The organism is Chryseobacterium sp. FR048, assembly GCF_056844665.1.
In genome coordinates this window covers 34,995-55,442 of sequence record NZ_JBXDSE010000002.1, presented here as the reverse complement: position 1 = coordinate 55,442, position 20,448 = coordinate 34,995, and the positions used below count along the sequence as shown (strand labels likewise).

The following is a 20,448-nucleotide window of genomic DNA, read 5'->3' as shown; positions in this document are numbered from 1 at the left end:
AGCCAACCGCTTTACTGCTAAGAATGTTTTTTGAGGATAGATTACTTGATGAAAGCACCAAAGATGATCGCGATAAGACCAGCACCTTCGATAAGACCAGCAGCGATAAGCATTGCTCCTTGAATCTTACCAGCTTGCTCTGGCTGTCTAGCGATAGCGTCCATTGCATGACCACCGATTTTACCGATACCTAGACCTACACCTAGTACTGCTAAACCGATACCTACGTAAACTAAACCTGTTCCTGTTGATAAATCCATAATAAATTATATTAGTTAAAAAATTATTTTTAAATTCTTTCTATTAATTAGTGAGCGTGCTCTTCGTGACCGTGCTCATGTTCGTGTTCTGCAACTGCGATACCAATAAATAAGGCAGATAATACAGTAAAGATGTAAGCCTGTAGCGCTGCAACCAATAGTTCCAATACTGAAACGAATAATGCTAATGGTACAGATGCAAATCCTAACAATGGAGACTTGAAGATGAAGATCAATGAGATGATCGCCAGGATCATAATGTGTCCCGCAGTGATGTTAGCAAAAAGTCGCATCATTAAAGCGAAAGGCTTTGTAAAGATTCCGATGATCTCAATTGGAACCATAATTGGGTACAATAAGATTGGAACCGGCGGCATAAAGATGTGTTTCCAGTAATCTTTATTCGCACTGAATAATGTAATTAATAAAGTAATGATAGCCAAAACTGCTGTAATTGCAATATTACCTGTAAGGTTCGCCCCGAAAGGAAAGAAAGGAATCAATCCAAAAAGGTTGTTAACCCAGATAAAGAAAAATGCTGTTAATAAATAAGGCATATATCTTTTATACTTTACAGATCCGATATTCGGGATAGCCACTTCGTCTCTGATAAATACAATTACCGGCTCCAACACTTTCCCAAGTCCTTTTGGAAGTTGTGATGTTTTATAGTTTCTTGCCATTCCTATGAACACTACTGCCATAAAAATTACTGACAAGAACATTGAAGCTGCGTTTTTTGTAATTGAAAGATCAAAAAACACTTCGTTTGATTTTTGTTTTCCACTGATGATTGAGAACAATGTAGCTTTTTCAACACCTTTAGTAGAAACTACCTGCCCCTCTTCCAAAGTATATCCATCGTGTTCATGTCCGTGAGCAATACTGCTTGAAAGGAAAGTGTGCCACCCTTGGTTATCCTTAATAATAACAGGCAAAGGGATAGAAACGTGATGCTCTTCACCACTGTCATCTTTTGAAGTCCATAAATGCCATTCATTAGAATCACCGATGTGCTCCATGATCACTTTAGTCGCATTGAAGCCTTTTTCTGCTTCTTTATGCTCTACTTTTTCAGCTACTTTTTCCCCTTCAGTTTCGTGCTGTGCAGCAGCTAAACTGCTAATAAACACAAACAAAAACGCGAAAAATAACGAAGAAATTTTTCTGTTCATATCTCTTTTTTAATCGTGTGCAAATATATCGATTTTATTAAACTTTACCAATATTAAAAATTGATTTTTATCATCAAAAAAATCAAGATTTATTAATGAGTTTTATTATGAGTAAATAGATAAGGAATGACGCTATCACAAAGCATGCGAGCAAAAACAGAAAATTTTCTTTTGTTTTTTCAATAATCAATAATGAAATCAACATCCAGATAATGTCTTTGGGGATATTCACCGTGAGAAACTTAAGAGCCGCATCCTCTCTTTTATACAAAAACTTTTTAAATATTATATAAACTGCCGTATTGAGAACCACGGCCAGCATTATAATAATAAAAACATCAAAAAAATTCATGCTGCAAAAATAGGATTATAATTTTTGAAACAAAAGAATTCTTGTATATGTATATTATATAAGGAAGGAAGTGGGAAGCTGGGGGATGGAAGTTACTATTCTATAAAACCACAATTCAACTTATTTTATTTAAATGGACTGAAATTTTTTAGATTAAAAATAATGTGATTGAAGGAAGTTGGGAGCTTGAGGATGGAAGTTGCTATTCTATGAAACCGCAATTCAACTCATTTTATTTAAATGGATCGAAATTTTTTAGGTTAAAAATAATGTGATTGAAGGAAGTTGGGAGCTTGAGGATGGAGGTTGCTATTCTATGAAACCGCAATTCAACTCATTTTATTTAAATGGACTGAAATTTCTTAGATAAAAAAAATGTTATTCAAGAATCTCATTTTTGTTTTATTGACTCCAAAAACATCCTTCCCCCCTCTTCCTGCTTCCCGCTTTAGCCAAATATCAACCTAATCCTTATAATATTAATACGATAATTCCCATGTTTCTCAAAAATTCCTTATTTTTGCAAACCTATAATTTACAATAAATATGTTTAATAGTTTACAGGATAAATTAGACAAGGCATTACATAATATTTCCGGACGTGGAAAAATTACCGAAATCAATGTAGCGGAAACCATAAAGGAAATCCGTAGAGCATTGGTGGATGCCGACGTTAACTATAAAGTTGCAAAAGATCTTACCAAAAGAGTTCAGGATAAAGCATTAGGCGAAAACGTTCTTACCTCCCTTACTCCAGGGCAGTTGATGACGAAAATCGTTCATGATGAATTGGTGGATCTGATGGGAGGTTCTCAGGAGGGAATCAATCTTTCAGGAAAGCCTTCTGTAATTCTTATCGCTGGTCTTCAGGGTTCGGGTAAAACCACTTTCTCAGGAAAGCTTGCTAATTATTTACAGACAAAAAGAAATAAAAAACCTTTATTGGTAGCATGTGACGTTTATCGTCCGGCTGCAATCGACCAGCTGAAAGTATTGGGAGGACAGATCAAAGTTCCTGTTTATACTGAAGAAGGTTCTACCAACCCATCTACCATTGCTGAAAATGCTATCAATTTTGCAAAAGCGAACGGTCATGATGTTGTCATCGTGGATACCGCAGGTCGTTTGGCGATTGACGAACAGATGATGAACGAGATCAAATCCGTACATTATTTCATCAAGCCGCAGGAAACTCTTTTCGTTGTAGACTCCATGACAGGTCAGGATGCCGTGAATACTGCTAAAGCATTCAACGACGCGCTGAACTTTGACGGGGTTGTTTTAACGAAATTAGACGGTGATACGAGAGGGGGTGCTGCATTAACGATTCGTTCTGTAGTTGAAAAACCAATCAAATTCATCTCTACAGGAGAGAAAATGGAAGCTTTGGATCTTTTCTACCCGGAAAGGATGGCCGACAGAATCCTGGGAATGGGAGACGTTGTTTCCTTAGTAGAAAGAGCTCAGGAGCAGTTTGACGAAGAGGAAGCTAAAAAACTTCACAAGAAAATTGCTAAAAATGAGTTTGGTTTTGATGATTTCCTGAAGCAGATCAACCAGATCAAAAAGATGGGTAATATGAAAGACCTTATGGGAATGATCCCTGGGGTTGGTAAAGCCATCAAAGACGTAGAGATCAGTGATGACGCTTTCAAACACATCGAAGCGATTATCTACTCTATGACCCCGGAAGAAAGAAGAAAACCTTCTATCATCAATACTCAGAGAAAGAACAGAATTGCCAGAGGGGCAGGAAGAAAGATTGAAGATGTGAACCAATTGATGAAGCAATTCGATCAGATGGGTAAAATGATGAAGATGATGCAGGGACCTCAAGGAAAGCAAATGATGCAGATGATGAGCAAAATGCCAAACATGCCAGGAATGGGCGGAATGTTTGGAAAATAATTCTGATACAATCTAATCAAAATATAAAATCCGATTCAGTTTTGAATCGGATTTTTTGTTCATTCAGCTTTAAATCAACTGATTATTTATCAGATTTCTGAGATTTACATTTAATAAAGTAAGAGAAACCTACATTAACTCCGAAAGTTTTAACATTCGTTTTAACCTCAGTATTCATAATAGTTTCTTTGTTTGAAAACTGATCATAAGAAATCCCCAAATTGATCCCTAAAGACTGAGTGGCCATATAAGTTACCCCTCCTTTTACTTTCCATGCCAAACCATCTGTAGTATTCTCTGTATCCTGCATTAATAAAGGATCAACCCCTTCAGTATTGATGTTACTATTATAAAAAGAATATTTTGTTTTATTGGATGCATATCCAATCCCCGCCCCTAAAAATGGCACAAGCTTGCTGGAATTAGTAAAATAATACGTAGCTGTAGGCATTACAGAAAACGTAGAACTTGTGTTTTTAGTACCTTGAAATTTAGTGGTAGTATTAACGTATCCTAAGTCGATACCAACTGCCAGTTTATCAATAACAAAGTAACCTACAGAAGGTACAATTGAGAAAGAGTTTTCCTTAGGTCCGTCAACAGAGTTCCCTCCTACTTTTACAGTAGCTGTAGTGTTGTTAAAACCCATTCCGGTATTTCCACTGATCACCCAGTCCCCTTTAGTCATTTGGGCATTAGAAAGCCCACAAAGTGCCACAGCACCTATTAATAGTAATTTTTTCATGGTTATTATTTTAAAAAATGTTTCCAAAAATACGAAAAAGCCCCGAGAAAATCTCAGGGCTCTATTATTTGTTGTATGTTTTGTTTATTATTTTGCGAATACATATTTAACTCCGAAAGTTACAGAAGATAAATTGACCCCAAATTTATAATTATTCAGCCTCTTCGCTCCATCAAGATCTCTTTTGGAAGTATTGTATCCTAACTCCCCTATCGTAGCTTCTATCGACCAGTTTTTATTCAGAAAATAATCTAATCCCGGCTTAATATTAACTCCAATTTTTGTATAGTTATTTTTTGTAGAAAAAGAAGGTGTCATTATAGGATCTCCTCCCACAGCATCATTATTCCAATCCAATTTTTCCTGTCCAAATTCCAAAGGGACCTGCAATTGACCAAAGAAGTATAGTTTTTCAGACAGCGTCCAGTATTTTCTCACGAATGGAGCCACAACAAATGCATTATCAGTCTCCTTCATATCCAACAGATTGCTGAAACCAGGATTCTCTACTTTATATTTGTTAACAGTACTTTTATATCCCAATCCCAGTCCTATTGCAAGGTTGGTATCAACAAAATAACCAGCTGCAGGAATCACTTTTACAACATCTTCTTTGATGTTGTTATTCAATTTATTAAATGTACCATTTACTTCGTTTTTCTCCGTATGGCTATAGTCTATCTGCCCTGAAACATACATCGTTCCTTTAGCAATCTGCGCCTGTGATAGGCCAAAAAGTGCAATTGCACCTGTCAATAAGAGTTTTTTCATGATTTTATATAGTTCTATTTTAGGCAAAAAAAGCCCTGAGAAATTCTCAAGGCTTCGTTGCTATATGCTTTGTTTATTATTTTGCAAATACATATTTAACTCCGAAAGTTACAGAAGATAACTTTAATCCGAAGTTATAGTTGTTTGTAGCATCACCATCTTTTGGCTTGTAGTTGCTGTAACCAAACTCACCGATAGTAGCTTCGATAGTCCAGTTTTTGTTTAAGAAATAATCTAAACCTGGCTTCACAGTTACACCGATTTGAGTGTATTTAGCTTCAGTAGAAGTAGAGTTTGTAACTACTGAGTTACCTGTTGTAGCTACAGAGCTAACTTCAGTTTCAGTTTTACCAAATCTCATTGGAACTGCTAATTGTCCGAAGAAATATAATTTGTCAGATAGAGTCCAGTATTTTCTTACGAAAGGCTCAACAACGAATGCAGGAGTTTTAGTTACATTCTCGTTTACAATTGTTGTGTTACCTAAAGTTGCAGTAGTTGTAGAAGTCTTTTTTCCAGTCTCGTATCCGATACCTAAACCAACTGCTAAGTTAGTGTTAACAAAATATCCAACTGTAGGTAATACGTTGAAGTTTTCTGTTTTAAGATTACCATTGTTAGTTTCTTCTTGAGAATAACCAACAGATCCTGATAAATATGTAGTTCCTTTAGCAATCTGAGCGTTTGATAAACCGAAAAGTGCAACAGCACCCGCTAATAATATTTTTTTCATTTTAAAAAATTTTAATACTTTCTGGAGGCAAATTTACAGTCGTCCCCACTAATATTAAAATTTGTTAATGTGATTAATATCATTGTTAAAATTGTAGGCTTTACAAGAATAATTCATATTAAAGAGAAGTCTTTGAGTTTTTCACAATATTATGAATAAAAAAATTACAAATCAGTAACCAGAGCGCGATATACTTAAGTTTTTAAATTTTTAATTTTTTGCTAAAATCATTCAAATCCGACAACTTTCCTAAAATTGATTAACTTAAAATGTTAATTTTTAAGTTATTAAGTCTTAAAATTTAAACAACCGTTTATAATTCAAGCCTTATTTTATATCGTTTAAAGCCTGTAACTGAAGTAAAACAGGCTTTCTCGCAGTAAAAGATCAATGAAGTATAAGGATTGAAAAGAACATCATAAAACATAGAATCACCTTTTGCTAGTGAAAAAACCGGCCTGTTTTATTCAATAAAAGAGAGTTCAGATTTGAGATTGATCTCAATTTATTACGTTTGATACTAAAAACAGAAGCATCCTTACTTAATATATGGTTAACATATACTCAACAAAAAACTCCGGCCTTCGGCCGGAGTTTAGCATATTTGATAAATTTCTTATTTCAGGAAGAAATTATAACCAATGTTAACAGCTCCTACAGTCCAGTCATGTTTGTACCAACCATAGTCACGTCTGTTGCTGATAGACTGGTATCCTAAATACAACTCTCCTTTAGCCATCTGGTATCCGAATTTAGGCTGTGCATAGAAACCTCCATCAACACCATCTTTAGTAGAAATACCATATCCAAGGTCTAATCCTACGAAGATAGGCGCTCCTTTAAACTTATATTTACCGGAAACTGCTACAGGAATAAATCCGAAATCATCAAAGTGATCTTTTCCGAAGAAGTGAGAATATCCAGTTGTTACCCCAAGGTCAAGACCTTTAGCAATATTCCACATATAAGCAGCATCCACTCCTAATGTAAATGAAGATACATCACTTGCATCAGATACCGGAACCCCGATATGTCCACCAATTTTAAAACCTTCCTGCGCCTGAGCAACACCTCCTAAAAGTGCAAAAGCACCTAGCAATAATAGTTTTTTCATTTTTTTAGTAGCTTTAAATTAAGCGGCAAAGGTACTAATTATTTTTCATCACAAAAGCAAGTATATAGGAGCCTGGTTCTAAACAAAGAAAAACCAGAACAAATAAGTTCTGGTTTTTAAGTATTTACGATAAAATTTTTCAGAATTAGTTTCCTCCGAATTTGAAACCTACTCCAACTTGAGCAAAGCTGTTTTTCACAGTTCCACCACTGTTATCGTTAGACAGGTTTGATACCCCTAAGCTGTATCTTGCATCAAAGAAAAGTCCGTTTTCCAGAGCGTATTCAACACCTAAGAAAGGGGCAAGGTTCAAAGTCTTTATATCTTTTTTAATATCCCCATCTTTGGTATCTTCTCCTTCAACTTCCATTTCAAAAAGATCAGATCCCATCACAGTTTTCTGTTTAGCGGTAAGAATGATTCCTACATTCACACCTCCTGCAACAGAAAGTCCTTCTGTAATAAAATATTTTGCAGAAACCGGAACCAAAAGAGTTCCAAAAGTAATCTTAGTCTGCTCTCCTACAAATAATCCACCGGCGTTGATTCCATCGATTTTTTCCTTTGCTCCAAGTGGTGAATACAAAACCTCTCCCTGAAGAGCAAATTTATCACTCAATTTGTATTCTGCCATACCTCCGATATAGAAAGTATATTTAGGATCCATCTTTCTTGCTCCAAGATCGTCTTGCTTCTCGTCTAATTTAATTGTTGACATCGCGAAACCTACTTTAGGTCCGAATCTAAATTCTTGAGCGTTTGCAGAAATTCCCAACACAGCGACCGCTGCAGTAAGTAAAAGTTTTTTCATTGTTATTAGTTCTAAGTTTAAGGACTGCAAAACTAATTATTTTTTTTAAAACACCAAATTTTGTCTTAAAAATTCAAGGTTAACAAAAGGTTAACGGAAACTTTTACTTGTTATAGCTTAATCATTTCTAAGTCTTTTCTCTTCATCGTTATAAGCAAGGATAATCTTTCTTACCACCGGGTGTCTTACTACATCTTCTTCTGTAAGATGCACAAATCCAATCTCTTTCACGCCACTTAAAATTCTCATTGCTTCTTTCAGCCCCGACTGTTGGTTTTTCGGAAGGTCAATCTGGCTTGGGTCTCCTGTAATAATAAACTTGGCATTCATCCCCATTCTCGTCAGGAACATTTTCATCTGAGCATGGGTGGTATTCTGCGCTTCATCAAGAATTACGAAAGCATCATCCAGGGTACGCCCTCTCATAAAAGCCAAAGGAGCTACCTCAATCACCTTCTTTTCCATGAAGCCTTCCAGCTTTTCATGAGGGATCATATCTCTAAGTGCGTCATATAAAGGCTGCAAATAAGGATCCAGCTTTTCTTTAAGGTCTCCCGGCAAAAATCCAAGACTCTCCCCTGCTTCCACAGCAGGTCTCGTCAGAACGATTCTTTTCACCTCTTTATCTCTTAAAGCTCTTGCCGCCAATGCTACACTCGTATAGGTTTTTCCGGTTCCAGCAGGACCTATGGCAAAAACCATGTCCTTTTTTTCCGTTTCTTTTACCAGTTTTTTAAGATTGGTAGTTTTCGCCTTAATGACTTTTCCGTTTACTCCTTTTACGATAATATCCTGGTCAAAGATCAGTTGTTTCTCGTTTTCATCTTTAATATTCAATATATTTTCAACATCTTTCAGCCCTATTGAATTGTTTTTGGAGATGAATTTTAGAATATCATCCAGTTTTTGCTTCAGTATATCCAGGGCTTCCTGATTTCCCATCGCAAAGATGAAATGATCTCTTCCTGTAATTTTAAGGGTTGGAAAGGTTGATTTTATTAAGTTGAAATATTGGTTATTAACTCCATAGAAGATTTTTGCGTCAATATCTTCCAAATCATATGTTAATTCAAACATGCAGTATTTTTATTTTTAGATTTTAAAATTAAAGCTTTTTTTCAAATTTATATCAAATTCTTTTCAACAATCTTTCGGGCTTTCTTTTTATTTTAAATAACTTTGCAATACTACACTATTCGATACATTGCTCATGTCAATTATTACCCTTACTTCGGATTTCGGAAATTTAGATTACAGAGTTGCCGCTGTGAAAGGCAATATTCTGTCTCTAAATCCTGAGGTTAATATTATTGATATAACCCACGATATCCAGGCATTCAACCTTATACAGACATCGTATATTGTAAGAAATGCTTATAAATATTTCCCGAAAGGGACCATTCACATTCTGTCTGTAGACAGTTTTTATCACAAATCAAGAAAAAATATTCTCTATAAAGCGGACGGATCTTATTTTCTGGCAGCAGATAATGGCCTTTTAAGTCTTATCTTTTTTGATATTAAGCCGGAAGCCATCTATGAGCTTACCCTCAACAACCGTTTTGATGACGTCATTGATTTTACTTCTACTGATATTTTTGTGCCCGCTGCGGTACATTTGGCCAATGGCGGACTTCCTGAAGTAATCGGACGGAAGATAGATACCGCTAAGCAGCTTATGTTCCCAAGAGCGGTTTATAATGAGTCTGAAGGAATGATCATTGGAGAAGTTACCTATATTGATAATTTCGGAAATATAATCTCAAATATCAACAAAGATTTTTTCGAAAATATCAGCAAAGGATACAATGGTTTTACGATAAAATTCAGAAACCTGAGTCTTTCAAGAGTATTTTCGAGCCATACGGAAGTCGTTTCGGACTGGGAAAGGGAGACCGAATTCCATGGTCAGTCTGCAGCCATCTTCAATGACAGTCAGCTATTGGAGCTTACCATCTACAAAGGGAGCAAGAAAAACGGTGCTAAAAGCCTGTTTGGCTTGAATGTAGGCGAGAATATCTATATTGAGTTCAGCTAAAATTATATATTTCATAAAAAAACCGATTTTTTTTATATATTTGTCAAAATCTAAAAATCAAAAATGGCAGAATACAAACTATTGCTTCCTTCCATGGGAGAAGGTGTTATGGAAGCGACTATTATCACTTGGTTATTCAATGAAGGTGATAACGTAAAAGAGGATGACTCCGTAGTAGAAATTGCAACAGATAAAGTAGATTCAGATGTACCGACACCAGTTTCGGGGAAGATCGTAAAAATTTTAAAGCAAAAAGATGAAGTTGCAAAAGTAGGCGAAGCCATTGCGATTTTAGAAATTGAAGGCGAAGGTAGCGCTTCTGAGGAGGTACAGGCTGAAACACCGGCTGCCGCTCCGGATGCTGAAACATTGAAAGCTATTGAGCAGCCTTTACAAACTGTTGCTGCTTCAAACGTAGAATTTTCAGGAGACCTTTATTTATCTCCACTTGTAAAATCGATCGCACAACAGGAAAATATTTCTGAAGCTGAACTGAAATCTATCAAAGGAAGCGGTTTAGAAGGAAGAATCACCAAAGAAGATATACTAGGATATGTGGCTAACAGAGGAAATCAGCCAGCTCAGCAGGCTGCTCCTGTACAGGTAGCTTCTACTCCAAAACCTGCAGTATCTGCTCCGGCAGCTACCGTTCCGGTAAGTGCGGGTGATGAGATCATTCCAATGGACAGAATGAGAAAGATCATCGCTGAAAACATGGTGAAAGCAAAACAAATTGCGCCACACGTAACTTCATTTATTGAAACAGACGTTACCAACGTTGTAAAATGGAGAGCCAAAAATAAAGCAGCCTTCGAAAAACGTGAAGGTGAAAAACTTACTTTCATGCCAATCTTCGTGAAAGCGGTTGTAAAAGCGATCCAGGATTTCCCAATGATCAACGTTTCTGTAAGTGGTGAAAACATCATCAAAAAGAAAAACATCAATATCGGTATGGCTACTGCCCTTCCGGATGGAAACCTTATCGTTCCGGTTATCAAAAATGCGGATCAGCTATCCCTTTCAGGTCTTGCAAAAGCGATCAACGATTTAGCATACAGAGCAAGAAACAAGAAACTGAGACCGGAAGACACTCAGGGAGCAACCTATACGATCTCTAATGTAGGAAGCTTTGGAAACCTTATGGGAACTCCAATCATTCCTCAGCCTCAGGTGGCGATTCTTGCCATCGGAGCCATCGTTAAAAAGCCTGCAGTTCTTGAAACAGCAGACGGAGATGTAATTGCTATCAGAAACTTAATGTTCATGTCTCACTCTTATGATCACAGAGTAGTAGACGGTTCTTTAGGAGGAATGATGCTGAAGCACGTTCATGATTATCTTGAAAACTGGAATCTGAATACCGAAATATAACTGGAAAATCCCTTTAAAAGCAGAAATCCACCATCTTAAACAAACAGAAATATGAAAGGCGCAACATTATTGGCAATAATATCACTAAGTGTTATCATTCTTCTTGATCTTATCCAGTTTATTCTCGGCTTTACTGAAATGTATTCTATCGAGCTGTATCGTGCCTTTGGTATTATCCATCTTCTTTGTTTTGCCGGTATTCTGCAGTTTTTTGTTAAATTGTACAATAAACAAAAGGAATGAGTCCTGAGCTTAGAGAACTTTTTGAGATCAAACAGGATGACAAGAAAAGCAATCGCCCTGTAAACCAGAATGTATTGCTTCATGTCTTCATCCGTCTTGGTATTGTAATTTTGGGAACCATTGGTTTCGCCATTGCAATGAGCCAGGCAAGCGGTTGGGGCGCATATGGTTATTTATTCTACATGTTGATCTTTCATGGTCTGTGGCTTCTTTTCCTCATTATTGAGACGATAGTTCTTCAAAATAACGAAAAGCATAAGCTCAGAAATGTGAATTTTATTCTCATTGGAATTCTTCTCTTAATTTATGGAATAGGATTCTCGCTTATATAGGATACTCACCAGATAAATGATAAAGCTTCCCTTTTGGGAGGCTTTTTTTGTTATCTCATACATTATTTAGCCTCTCATAACGGGTGAGATTTTTATTTTACGGTATAAGGCAATAGATTGAGTCAAAATTTATTTATTTTGGATTTTTCCCTGAATAATTTTATCTTTAAAACAAACTATTGTAAACAAATGGAATTAGATTTCAGAAAATTACTCGTCACCAAATTATTTGGTTTTTCCAAAGAAGATGAAAAATTGATCTTCGAGGTGTATGATCATTTATTTGAGCTTTACAATATTTCGGTAATAGATATTCAGGACTCCCCTTATAAGGAATTCAGTTCTGGCTCTGATCAGGTCAATCTTTTAAAAACACCAAAAATCTGTTACTACATTACCAACAAGGACAAAACCAATACATTCTATCTTTTTATCATAAATATCATCGGAACCTCAATCAGAGGCGCCCGTATGACGGATAAGGAAGACACATTAGAAATCTGGGGATTAAAAAAACTGGATAACGATTATGGGTACATTTCGATCAATAAGAAAAATCTGGCCGATAAAATTGCAGGTATCTTCAGCAGTTTCAACATTAACTATAAAGAAAATAAGGATTTTAAAGACTTTTATGTGCTTGGAAGTGATCCTTACAAAACGATGACATTTTTAAATCCTCATAGAAAAGAGGTCGTCAAAACGATTCCTGATGCAGATTTTAAAATTGAAGTAAAAAATGATCTGTTAAGTTTCGGTTTACCGAAAAAACTAAGCGTAGACAATGCATTGATCATTGCCAATTTTCTGGAGAACATATAAGTCCGGAAATTTTGCCGTAAATTCATCCCACAAAACCTACAAATGCTGAAAATCTTTACTTTCATACGCGAAGCCGTAAAAAAATCTTTTGACAACATCCGAAATGAGCAATTGAAGTACAATCTTCTTCAGGCGATTCCCTTTTGGATCGGATCTGTCATCACAGGATTCTTTGCCGTCATGTATGCCCAGATCTTCGCATGGGGTGAAAATCTTATGAATTTTATTTTTGACTGGCATGCCTGGATGATCTTCATTATTGCTCCTATAGGCTTTGTCCTTTCCTGGTGGCTGGTAAAAGAATTTGCACCCAACGCCAAAGGAAGTGGTATTCCACAGGTCATGGCAGCAGTAGAACTGGCCAATCCGAAAGAACATAAAAAGATCAGAAGTCTTTTAAGCCTTAAAATTATTTTTTTTAAGATTCTTTCTTCGGTAATTTTAGTGATTGGTGGAGGCGCTGTGGGCCGTGAAGGACCTACCATTCAGATCGCAGGTTCTGTATTCAGAAAAGTCAACGAATATCTTCCGGAATGGTGGCCGAAAATCTCCAAGAAGAATATGATCATGACGGGAGCAGCGGCCGGACTTGCTGCAGCTTTCAATACTCCGCTCGGAGGAATTGTGTTTGCTGTAGAAGAACTTTCAAAAACCCATATCAATTACTTTAAAACAGCATTATTTACCGCCGTTATCATTGCAGGACTTACTGCCCAGACCCTGGCGGGCTCTTATTTGTATTTAGGGTATCCCAAAACGAATGATGTTTCCTTGATGGTTATGTTTCCTATTATTCTGGTGGCTGCTACTGCAGGAATTCTCGCAAGCCAGCTTTCCGTGATCATGCTTAAAATCAATGGCTGGAAAAAGAAAACCCTGAAAACAGACAGAGCCAATGTGGTATTTCTGGTTATTTGTGCTCTGATTATTGCCTCAATAGCCTATTTTATCAACAGAGAAATTCTGGGATCCGGAAAAGAAATCATGGAGCGGGTTCTTTTTACTAAAAATAAACATGAAGACTGGTACGTTCCCGTCTTAAGAATGCTCAGCCCTGCCCTTTCTTTTACTTCCGGAGGAGCGGGAGGTATTTTCGCCCCTGCATTGACTGCCGGAGCCAGTATTGGCTCTGTAATATCAGGAGCCATTCATCTTACGGCCAATGAAACCAATGTGGTTATTCTTGCCGGAATGGTCGCTTTTCTGACAGGGATTACCAGAGCTCCATTTACTTCAGCCATTATTGTTCTGGAAATGACAGACAGGCATTCTCTGATTTTCCATCTGATGCTCGCCGGAATGGTATCCTCTATTGCTTCTATTCTTGTAAGCAGGCATTCTTTGTATGATGTTTTGAAAGTAAATTTTTTAACAGAAATCAGAAAAGATTAAAAAAATATAAACAACAAATACTCAATTTTGTTAAATTTAATTCAATAACAGTTTGGTTTTCAGCATAATTTTAATTATATTTGGAATACAACCAAATAAAATATTACTGTTATGCGAAAAATTTTACTACTGGCAACATTAGTTGCCCTTCCCGTATTGGGCTACAGTCAGATATTCCAGGAAGATTTTGATGGCAACGGACCCGGTATTGCAGCCTGGACAGTTATTGATGCCGACGGATTTACTCCGGCTTCCGGCGTTGATTTTATTACCAACGGATGGAACCGTATCGACCGAGAAGGTGCTGATGGAAGCTTTGGTGGCCCGGCAGGCAATTATGCCGCCATGAGTACTTCATGGTATGATCCGGAAGGAACTTCCAACGACTGGCTGATTTCCCCACAAATAGCAGTCTCAGGTGCTTCTCCTACCTTATACTGGGATGTAAAAGCTCAGGACCCGGATTATCCGGATGGCTACAAAATAATGCTCTCTCCTACCGGCGGAAATACTATTGCAGATTTTACCGTGGAGCTTTATAACACAGCAGGTGAAAATTTCTGGTGGACAAGCCGCGCTCTAAGCCTGACTCCTTATATCGGCCAGAATGTAAGAATTGCTTTTGTAAACAACAGCAATAATATGTTCATGCTGATCGTTGACAATATCAAAGTAGATTATACTTATACACAACCTCCTATCAGCCATTGCGGACCTCTGAGTTTTGTCGGCTTCTTCGGAGATCCTGCCGATGAACCAATTACTTTGGTCAACTTTGCAGGAATCAACAACGTAACCAGTAATGAAGTAGGTATAGGGGTATCTCATGAATATTTCCTCAATCAAATCGCTACTGTTACTCAGGGGCAATCCTACGACATTACACTGAAAGGCAATACAGGCGGAGACTGGGAAGACAGTTTTGTTGTATTTATAGACTGGAACCAGAATGGTACTTTGAATGATCCTGGTGAAGTATATGAAGTGGCACAAACCATACAGAATTCTGATGGTATGGATGCTATTCAGGCAGTACAGTCCATAGCGGTTCCTGCAGATGCGCTCCCTGGAAATGCAAGAATGAGGGTAAAAAAATTATATGGAACAGTTGATGACGATCCTAGTCTGATACAGCCTTGTATAGGAGGCGCTTTTGGCCAGGCTGAAGACTATACTGTCAATGTCATTGCTTCTTCTATGAGTACAAGTGAAGTCGCTAGGAAAAATACTTCTTTCAAAGTATATCCGAATCCTGTAACGAATACTCTTAGTATTGACTCACAATCAAAAGTAAAATCAGTAAGTGTATTTGATGGTACCGGCAGAAATGTATTAACTTCTGAAATTAATCAAGCTAAATTCAATCTGGATTTGTCTAAATTGAGCTCAGGAACCTATATTGTAACCGCACAGACAGAAAATGGACCACAGTCTACAAAAGTGATTAAGAAATAATAGTCAAAAAAATAGCCATTAAAAAAGACCTGTTTGTTTACAGGTCTTTTTTTAGCATAATCTTCAGATCTTTCATTGCTTCCAGTACATTGGCAGCTGCTTCGTAATCTGTCATTTTAATAACAAGTTTGCTTAGTTCTCTTTTGGAACTTGTTATTTTATAGGTTACAATATTCAGATATGCGATATTATCTTTTCGTTTTGAAATATTGTGAAATGTCACTATTTTACTCATATCCCATGAATCACCTTCATGAACAACACGTCCTTTTTTATTCAATGAATTGATCTTGATGTTGTCACCTTCAAATTCAGCATGCAGAGACAAATCATTTCTGTCACGGTCAATTCCGTACTCATTAATATTGGAAGTGATAAAATGCATAGCTTCTTCCAGTGTCTTATATTTCCCTAATACTTCAGTTTTTCCGTTATTGTAAGTAATCTGATATACTTCGGATTTATCTAAAGAATGCATAGGACCTTCAAGATTGTCCAGTTCTTTATACGTAATATTGGAAGGACCTATTTCTATAAGTTTAACTTCCAGATCCGTTCCGTTTTTCCTGGAAATTTTATCCTGTGCATAAGTAAGTGTTCCCATTACTAATAATGGTACCATGTAGATTCGCGCTTTCATGAGTTAAAATTATGTTCTGTGAAAATTTCATTACGAAAATACAAAAATCAACCAATATTGAACAAGTGAACCTTCACAAACTTCAAATATTTCGTATCATACTCTTGCAGAATACAAATATATTTTCTACTTTTGCACCTCGAAATAATTAACAAATTTATTTAACATTATGAACAATTACGAAACTGTTTTCATTTTAACTCCCGTTCTATCTGAGTCACAGGTAGAGGAAGCAGTGAACAAGTATGTAGATCTTATCAAAGAAAAGAACTGCGAAATCGTTGCTAAAGAAAACTGGGGATTGAAAAAATTAGCTTACCCTATCCAATTGAAAAAGAACGGGTTCTATACTCTAATCGAATTCAAAGGAGAAGGGAGTGTAGTAGCTGATTTAGAATTAGCATTTAAGCGTGACGAGAGAGTAATCCGTTACCTTACTACAAAACTTGACAAGCACGCTGTTGAGTATGCTGTAACTAGAAGAGCTAAAGTAAAAGCAGCTAAAGCTTAATTAATTAACCCTATTTTTTAAAAAAGACAAGACATGGCAATAGATGAAATGGCTAAACAAGCCTCAGCTGGAGGAGAATCAGAAGTAAAATTCCTTACTCCGCTTGATATCAATACAAAATCTGAAAAGAAATATTGTAGATTCAAAAAATACGGAATTAAGCACGTTGATTACAAAGACGCTGATTTCTTATTACAATTCGTTAACGAACAAGGTAAAATCTTACCAAGAAGATACACTGGAACTTCTTTAAAATACCAAAGAAAAGTTTCTGCTGCTATCAAAAGAGCAAGACACCTTGCATTACTACCATACGTAGCTGACTTATTAAAGTAAGATATAAAGAAACAAGAAGAAAGAGAAAAGACTTCGGTCATTTTCTCTTTTTTTAAGTTGCTGAATAAATAATTAATTCTAACGATTTTTAGATTAAAGAAAAGAAATAATTTCTAAGACATCAGTCTTTTTTCTTTTTTCTTTGTTCTTTTCTCTAAAACTAAAAAACGGACAACAACAATGGAAATTATCCTAAAAAAAGACGTAGAAAACTTAGGACTTGAGTTTGATACAGTAAACGTAAAGCCAGGTTATGCTAGAAACTTCTTAATTCCTCAAGGAATTGCTCTTTTAGCTACTCCTAAAAACAAAGCTGCTTTAGAAGCTACATTAGAAGCTAGAAAAGAAGAAGAAGCTAAATTAATCGCTGCTGCTAACGCTGTAGTTGAGCAATTGAAGAAAACTTCTATCACTATTCCTGCAAAAGTAGGTGCTGGTGATAAATTATTCGGATCTATCAACAATGCTGATCTATCTGCTGCTTTAGAAAAAGCTGGTGTTTCTGTAGAGAAAAAATATATCAAAATTCCTGGTAACACAATCAAGAGAACTGGTAAATTTACTGCTCTTATCAGACTTCACAGAAATGTTGAGTACAACTACGAATTCGACATCGTTTCTGACGCTCCAGTTGTAGCGGCTCCTGCTGCTAAGAAGGAAGAGGCTAAATCTGAAGAAGCTTAATAAGCGACTGAGAATTTCTCACCATACAAGACCACTTCATTTATTTGAGGTGGTTTTTTTGTGTAGTAAGATTGGGAGAATAAAGAATAAAGAACAAAGAACAAAGAGCCAAGAATCAAGATATATTTGGTTCAACCTAATCAGTTCGGTTCAAAAATTGGGGAAACAGTACAAAACAACACTATTTTGTTGAATGAAACAATGCATTTTAAAAAACGCAAAGAAAGTTCATTTGAAGCTTTTATTTTAGGGAGCAAAGAAGAGCGACTTTGTCGCTGAAGAAGCTTCATGGATATACATTCGCTTAGAAAGAATCAATTTCATTGATTCCATTCTTTGCCTCCTTAAGAATGTGGAATAAGATGCTAAAAATCTTTGCGTCAATTAAATACCATAAACACAAACAATATTATTCCCAGCTTTTACGCTTGATCCCTCATTCTCTCACTCTAAAACCCTCAAACACTCCCACTCACTACCTATCCCCTCTCAGTTTCTGCTGATATTCCGTAGGAGCTACTCCGATGACTTTTTTGAAAATATTGCTGAAAGAAGACAGGCTATTGTACCCCACCATCATAGCAATTTCGTACATATTGTATTTTCCTTCCAGCATCAGCTCAAGAGAACGGGTAATCCTCAAGGCACGCAGGAAGCGGACGTAATTCATGCCCAGAATCTCTTTAAATTTCCTGGAAAGGGTTCTTGTACTCATTCCAAACTCTTTAGCCGTAGATTCAATCGTAAGAGGCTTCTCCAGGTTGGCGTGAATATACCTTGCAATCTTCAGCAGGGTTTCATCCTTTGGAAAAGGATGCTGAACGGGAAACGCCAGTTTTTTGTCTCTTTTCTCCGGTAAAATCCCTTTTAAAGCTTTGAGGAAATCATATTTTGGACCATCCTTTTTTGTGATTTTCCCATCCCAGTCTTTAGTATATAAAATCATTTCCCTGAGCAGCTCATTGACTGAATAAATATTAATTTCATCAAAAAAGCCACTTTCATTTTCTTCTTTTTTAAAATAAAAATTGTACAGATCCACTTTGGGACTGGTGGAAAAAAGATAATGAGGCGTTCCTGCCGGAATCCACATAAAACATCTTGCAGGAAGATACCAGTGTTTGAGATCTGTAAAAACATGTACTATACCGCCTTCTGCATACACCAATTGTGCAGAACTGTGGTAATGAATATCGGTTGTAATATTTCCTGTGAGAACATGATATACATAAAATTCTGCATCTTCATCTTCTACTGCTGTAAAATGGCTGTCATTCATCCTATAAAGGTAAGAAGATTTTTTAAAATGGCGTAAATGAGCAAATCTTTTTCTCTTTTCACAAATAGAGTCCCATAGTCCCCGTCGTAACTTTGCTGCATCAAAATCATTTTAGCAAAAATCCTTTAATTAATTTATGAATATGACATCTAACGCATGCAGTTATCTGTGCATTGCGTTGTGCTTATTATTGAGCAGTTTTTTACATTCACAGATGATAGATTACCAACATCTCGGCTTACAACAGGCTGTAGAGATTGGTTTAAAAAACAACAAAAATATACAGATAAGTCATCTGAAACATACAATGTCCGTGACCAAAGAGAAAGATCTCAAAATGGAAAAACTCCCGGATATTGAATTTCATACCAGCTACAATCAGGTTACCAACCTGTTTCAGCATCAGAACGGTGTATTCAATAAAGCCACGAAATATGATGTGATCAATGGAATGTATGATTTTACATTATCAGCTTCCATTCCGGTTTATATGGGTGGAAAAATCAAAAATACCGAGAAAAAAGCGGCCATTGACACTGAAATTTCAACTTTGAGAACACATTTGGACGAGAGACAGCTTAAAATGGAGATCATTACAGCATTCCTGCAAATCCATCATTTAAAAGAACAGCAGAATCTTATCCATGATAAAATGAAGGAAGATTCTGTGAATATCAAACAGGTAAAAACCCTTAAAGCGAATGGTGTAGTCACGGTGAATGAAGTACTGAGAACTTCTTTACAGCTTTCTAATCATACCATGAGCTGGACGGAACTGGATAATGATATTCAGATCGCAGAGCATCAGCTGAAAACCATCCTTTCTCTTCCTGAAAACCAGGAAATGCACGTGGATACGGAAAATCTGATCTCTGACAGCACTTCAGTTCCTTATATTGATCAGCTTATGGAAACTGCTTTAAATAAGAATGAATCTGTAGAAATGACCCATAAGAATCTTTCTTTAAAAGAACTGGATCAGAAGATCACAAAAGCGAATTATTTACCTAAAATTACCGCCGGTGGGGAATATTTTTTAAAGTATCCGAATATGATGTTCTTTCCGCCGGAGCCTTATGCTTACCGTTTAGGAATGATTGGTGTAAACCTTACCTATCCCATCGAAAATCTGTACAAAAACAAATACAGAATGCAGGAAGCCAGAGAAAATATTGATCTTGCCAAACTGCAGATTGAGGAAAACGAGGAAAAGATCAGGCATAGTGTGTATGAAGCTTATAAAAAGTTCGAAGAAACCGATCAGAAAGTAAAAATTGCTGAGGAAGCCATTCACCAGGCACAGGAAAACTATCGTATTGTAAAAACAAAATACGCGAATAAATTAAGCCTGATCACAGAACTTATCGATGCAGACAATACTTATCTGGAAGCTGAGTCTAATCTTATTTCCGTAAAAATTAACCGACAACTTAAATATTATCAACTCCAATATACGATTGGAAACTTATAAAAACT

22 protein-coding genes are annotated in these 20,448 nt (G+C 36.5%); 12 read left to right on the top strand and 10 right to left on the bottom strand.

What is annotated here, in order from left to right:
- Window positions 1–41: 41 nt before the first annotated feature.
- Window positions 42–260, bottom strand: coding sequence for an ATP synthase F0 subunit C (locus AC106K_RS05160; RefSeq protein WP_034681712.1), 219 nt, complete (start codon window positions 258–260; stop codon window positions 42–44).
- A 47-nt stretch (window positions 261–307) separates the two neighbouring features.
- Window positions 308–1,435, bottom strand: coding sequence for a F0F1 ATP synthase subunit A (gene atpB, locus AC106K_RS05155; RefSeq protein ID WP_052769152.1), 1,128 nt, complete (start codon window positions 1,433–1,435; stop codon window positions 308–310).
- Between the two features lie 898 nt (window positions 1,436–2,333).
- On the opposite strand from atpB, the gene ffh reads away from it, so the two are divergent.
- Complete coding sequence (gene ffh, locus AC106K_RS05150; RefSeq protein ID WP_482443578.1) at window positions 2,334–3,695, top strand: signal recognition particle protein; 1,362 nt, start codon at window positions 2,334–2,336, stop codon at window positions 3,693–3,695.
- Window positions 3,696–3,777: 82 nt separating this feature from the next.
- On the opposite strand, the gene AC106K_RS05145 is transcribed toward ffh, so the two are convergent.
- The 6 genes from AC106K_RS05145 to AC106K_RS05120 all read right to left on the bottom strand — a co-directional run bounded on the left by AC106K_RS05145 (window position 3,778) and on the right by AC106K_RS05120 (window position 8,946).
- Window positions 3,778–4,440 (bottom strand): outer membrane protein, encoded by a 663-nt coding sequence (locus tag AC106K_RS05145; protein ID WP_482443577.1) that lies wholly within the window; start codon window positions 4,438–4,440, stop codon window positions 3,778–3,780.
- An 87-nt stretch (window positions 4,441–4,527) separates the two neighbouring features.
- The gene (locus tag AC106K_RS05140) at window positions 4,528–5,211 is read right to left on the bottom strand and encodes an outer membrane beta-barrel protein (RefSeq protein ID WP_482443576.1); all 684 of its coding nucleotides are present in this window, start codon (window positions 5,209–5,211) and stop codon (window positions 4,528–4,530) included.
- Window positions 5,212–5,287: 76 nt separating this feature from the next.
- The gene (locus AC106K_RS05135; RefSeq protein ID WP_185288617.1) at window positions 5,288–5,944 is read right to left on the bottom strand and encodes an outer membrane protein; all 657 of its coding nucleotides are present in this window, start codon (window positions 5,942–5,944) and stop codon (window positions 5,288–5,290) included.
- Between the two features lie 616 nt (window positions 5,945–6,560).
- The gene (locus AC106K_RS05130) at window positions 6,561–7,058 is read right to left on the bottom strand and encodes a hypothetical protein (protein ID WP_185288616.1); all 498 of its coding nucleotides are present in this window, start codon (window positions 7,056–7,058) and stop codon (window positions 6,561–6,563) included.
- Window positions 7,059–7,203: 145 nt separating this feature from the next.
- The gene (locus tag AC106K_RS05125; RefSeq protein WP_482443575.1) at window positions 7,204–7,869 is read right to left on the bottom strand and encodes a porin family protein; all 666 of its coding nucleotides are present in this window, start codon (window positions 7,867–7,869) and stop codon (window positions 7,204–7,206) included.
- Between the two features lie 117 nt (window positions 7,870–7,986).
- Window positions 7,987–8,946, bottom strand: a complete 960-nt coding sequence (locus AC106K_RS05120; protein ID WP_047095714.1) for a PhoH family protein — start codon at window positions 8,944–8,946, stop codon at window positions 7,987–7,989.
- Between the two features lie 133 nt (window positions 8,947–9,079).
- On the opposite strand from AC106K_RS05120, the gene AC106K_RS05115 reads away from it, so the two are divergent.
- The 7 genes from AC106K_RS05115 to AC106K_RS05085 all read left to right on the top strand — a co-directional run bounded on the left by AC106K_RS05115 (window position 9,080) and on the right by AC106K_RS05085 (window position 15,522).
- Complete coding sequence (locus AC106K_RS05115) at window positions 9,080–9,907, top strand: SAM-dependent chlorinase/fluorinase (RefSeq protein WP_047095715.1); 828 nt, start codon at window positions 9,080–9,082, stop codon at window positions 9,905–9,907.
- A 63-nt stretch (window positions 9,908–9,970) separates the two neighbouring features.
- Entirely contained in the window at window positions 9,971–11,278 is a 1,308-nt protein-coding gene (locus AC106K_RS05110) for a dihydrolipoamide acetyltransferase family protein (RefSeq protein WP_482443574.1), read from the top strand.
- 51 nt (window positions 11,279–11,329) lie between these two features.
- Complete coding sequence (locus AC106K_RS05105) at window positions 11,330–11,521, top strand: hypothetical protein (protein WP_047095717.1); 192 nt, start codon at window positions 11,330–11,332, stop codon at window positions 11,519–11,521.
- Window positions 11,518–11,853 (top strand): hypothetical protein, encoded by a 336-nt coding sequence (locus tag AC106K_RS05100; RefSeq protein WP_482443573.1) that lies wholly within the window; start codon window positions 11,518–11,520, stop codon window positions 11,851–11,853. The genes AC106K_RS05105 and AC106K_RS05100 overlap by 4 nt, the downstream gene beginning before the upstream one ends.
- A gap of 189 nt (window positions 11,854–12,042) precedes the next feature.
- Window positions 12,043–12,675, top strand: coding sequence for a hypothetical protein (locus tag AC106K_RS05095; protein ID WP_482443572.1), 633 nt, complete (start codon window positions 12,043–12,045; stop codon window positions 12,673–12,675).
- A 42-nt stretch (window positions 12,676–12,717) separates the two neighbouring features.
- Entirely contained in the window at window positions 12,718–14,067 is a 1,350-nt protein-coding gene (locus AC106K_RS05090) for a chloride channel protein (RefSeq protein ID WP_482443571.1), read from the top strand.
- A 111-nt stretch (window positions 14,068–14,178) separates the two neighbouring features.
- Window positions 14,179–15,522 carry a choice-of-anchor J domain-containing protein gene (locus AC106K_RS05085; protein ID WP_482443570.1) on the top strand — a complete coding sequence of 448 codons (1,344 nt, stop codon included), beginning with the start codon at window positions 14,179–14,181 and terminating at the stop codon, window positions 15,520–15,522.
- A 37-nt stretch (window positions 15,523–15,559) separates the two neighbouring features.
- On the opposite strand, the gene AC106K_RS05080 is transcribed toward AC106K_RS05085, so the two are convergent.
- On the bottom strand, window positions 15,560–16,162 hold the full coding sequence (locus tag AC106K_RS05080) for a hypothetical protein (protein ID WP_482443569.1): 603 nt from the start codon (window positions 16,160–16,162) through the stop codon (window positions 15,560–15,562).
- 169 nt (window positions 16,163–16,331) lie between these two features.
- Here AC106K_RS05080 and rpsF point away from each other — a divergent pair, with 169 nt between their 5' ends.
- From rpsF to rplI, 3 genes are all read left to right on the top strand, one after another.
- Window positions 16,332–16,673, top strand: coding sequence for a 30S ribosomal protein S6 (rpsF, locus tag AC106K_RS05075; RefSeq protein ID WP_047095723.1), 342 nt, complete (start codon window positions 16,332–16,334; stop codon window positions 16,671–16,673).
- Window positions 16,674–16,706: 33 nt separating this feature from the next.
- On the top strand, window positions 16,707–17,009 hold the full coding sequence (gene rpsR / locus AC106K_RS05070) for a 30S ribosomal protein S18 (RefSeq protein WP_002979091.1): 303 nt from the start codon (window positions 16,707–16,709) through the stop codon (window positions 17,007–17,009).
- Between the two features lie 180 nt (window positions 17,010–17,189).
- Window positions 17,190–17,693, top strand: a complete 504-nt coding sequence (rplI, locus tag AC106K_RS05065) for a 50S ribosomal protein L9 (protein ID WP_482443568.1) — start codon at window positions 17,190–17,192, stop codon at window positions 17,691–17,693.
- Window positions 17,694–18,168: 475 nt separating this feature from the next.
- Here rplI and AC106K_RS05060 read toward each other — a convergent pair whose 3' ends face one another.
- A complete protein-coding gene (locus tag AC106K_RS05060) occupies window positions 18,169–18,972 on the bottom strand; it encodes a helix-turn-helix domain-containing protein (protein WP_482443567.1) in 804 nt (267 codons plus the stop codon).
- 214 nt (window positions 18,973–19,186) lie between these two features.
- Between AC106K_RS05060 and AC106K_RS05055 the strand changes: the two genes are divergently transcribed.
- Entirely contained in the window at window positions 19,187–20,443 is a 1,257-nt protein-coding gene (locus AC106K_RS05055; RefSeq protein ID WP_482443566.1) for a TolC family protein, read from the top strand.
- Window positions 20,444–20,448: the final 5 nt, after the last annotated feature.

Coding starts and splice junctions, on each gene's coding strand:
- AC106K_RS05160 (WP_034681712.1), bottom strand. CDS start 260: ATGGATTTATCAACAGGAACAGGTTTAGTTTACGTAGGTATCGGTTTA.
- atpB (WP_052769152.1), bottom strand. CDS start 1,435: ATGAACAGAAAAATTTCTTCGTTATTTTTCGCGTTTTTGTTTGTGTTT.
- ffh (WP_482443578.1), top strand. CDS start 2,334: ATGTTTAATAGTTTACAGGATAAATTAGACAAGGCATTACATAATATT.
- AC106K_RS05145 (WP_482443577.1), bottom strand. CDS start 4,440: ATGAAAAAATTACTATTAATAGGTGCTGTGGCACTTTGTGGGCTTTCT.
- AC106K_RS05140 (WP_482443576.1), bottom strand. CDS start 5,211: ATGAAAAAACTCTTATTGACAGGTGCAATTGCACTTTTTGGCCTATCA.
- AC106K_RS05135 (WP_185288617.1), bottom strand. CDS start 5,944: ATGAAAAAAATATTATTAGCGGGTGCTGTTGCACTTTTCGGTTTATCA.
- AC106K_RS05130 (WP_185288616.1), bottom strand. CDS start 7,058: ATGAAAAAACTATTATTGCTAGGTGCTTTTGCACTTTTAGGAGGTGTT.
- AC106K_RS05125 (WP_482443575.1), bottom strand. CDS start 7,869: ATGAAAAAACTTTTACTTACTGCAGCGGTCGCTGTGTTGGGAATTTCT.
- AC106K_RS05120 (WP_047095714.1), bottom strand. CDS start 8,946: ATGTTTGAATTAACATATGATTTGGAAGATATTGACGCAAAAATCTTC.
- AC106K_RS05115 (WP_047095715.1), top strand. CDS start 9,080: ATGTCAATTATTACCCTTACTTCGGATTTCGGAAATTTAGATTACAGA.
- AC106K_RS05110 (WP_482443574.1), top strand. CDS start 9,971: ATGGCAGAATACAAACTATTGCTTCCTTCCATGGGAGAAGGTGTTATG.
- AC106K_RS05105 (WP_047095717.1), top strand. CDS start 11,330: ATGAAAGGCGCAACATTATTGGCAATAATATCACTAAGTGTTATCATT.
- AC106K_RS05100 (WP_482443573.1), top strand. CDS start 11,518: ATGAGTCCTGAGCTTAGAGAACTTTTTGAGATCAAACAGGATGACAAG.
- AC106K_RS05095 (WP_482443572.1), top strand. CDS start 12,043: ATGGAATTAGATTTCAGAAAATTACTCGTCACCAAATTATTTGGTTTT.
- AC106K_RS05090 (WP_482443571.1), top strand. CDS start 12,718: ATGCTGAAAATCTTTACTTTCATACGCGAAGCCGTAAAAAAATCTTTT.
- AC106K_RS05085 (WP_482443570.1), top strand. CDS start 14,179: ATGCGAAAAATTTTACTACTGGCAACATTAGTTGCCCTTCCCGTATTG.
- AC106K_RS05080 (WP_482443569.1), bottom strand. CDS start 16,162: ATGAAAGCGCGAATCTACATGGTACCATTATTAGTAATGGGAACACTT.
- rpsF (WP_047095723.1), top strand. CDS start 16,332: ATGAACAATTACGAAACTGTTTTCATTTTAACTCCCGTTCTATCTGAG.
- rpsR (WP_002979091.1), top strand. CDS start 16,707: ATGGCAATAGATGAAATGGCTAAACAAGCCTCAGCTGGAGGAGAATCA.
- rplI (WP_482443568.1), top strand. CDS start 17,190: ATGGAAATTATCCTAAAAAAAGACGTAGAAAACTTAGGACTTGAGTTT.
- AC106K_RS05060 (WP_482443567.1), bottom strand. CDS start 18,972: ATGAATGACAGCCATTTTACAGCAGTAGAAGATGAAGATGCAGAATTT.
- AC106K_RS05055 (WP_482443566.1), top strand. CDS start 19,187: ATGATAGATTACCAACATCTCGGCTTACAACAGGCTGTAGAGATTGGT.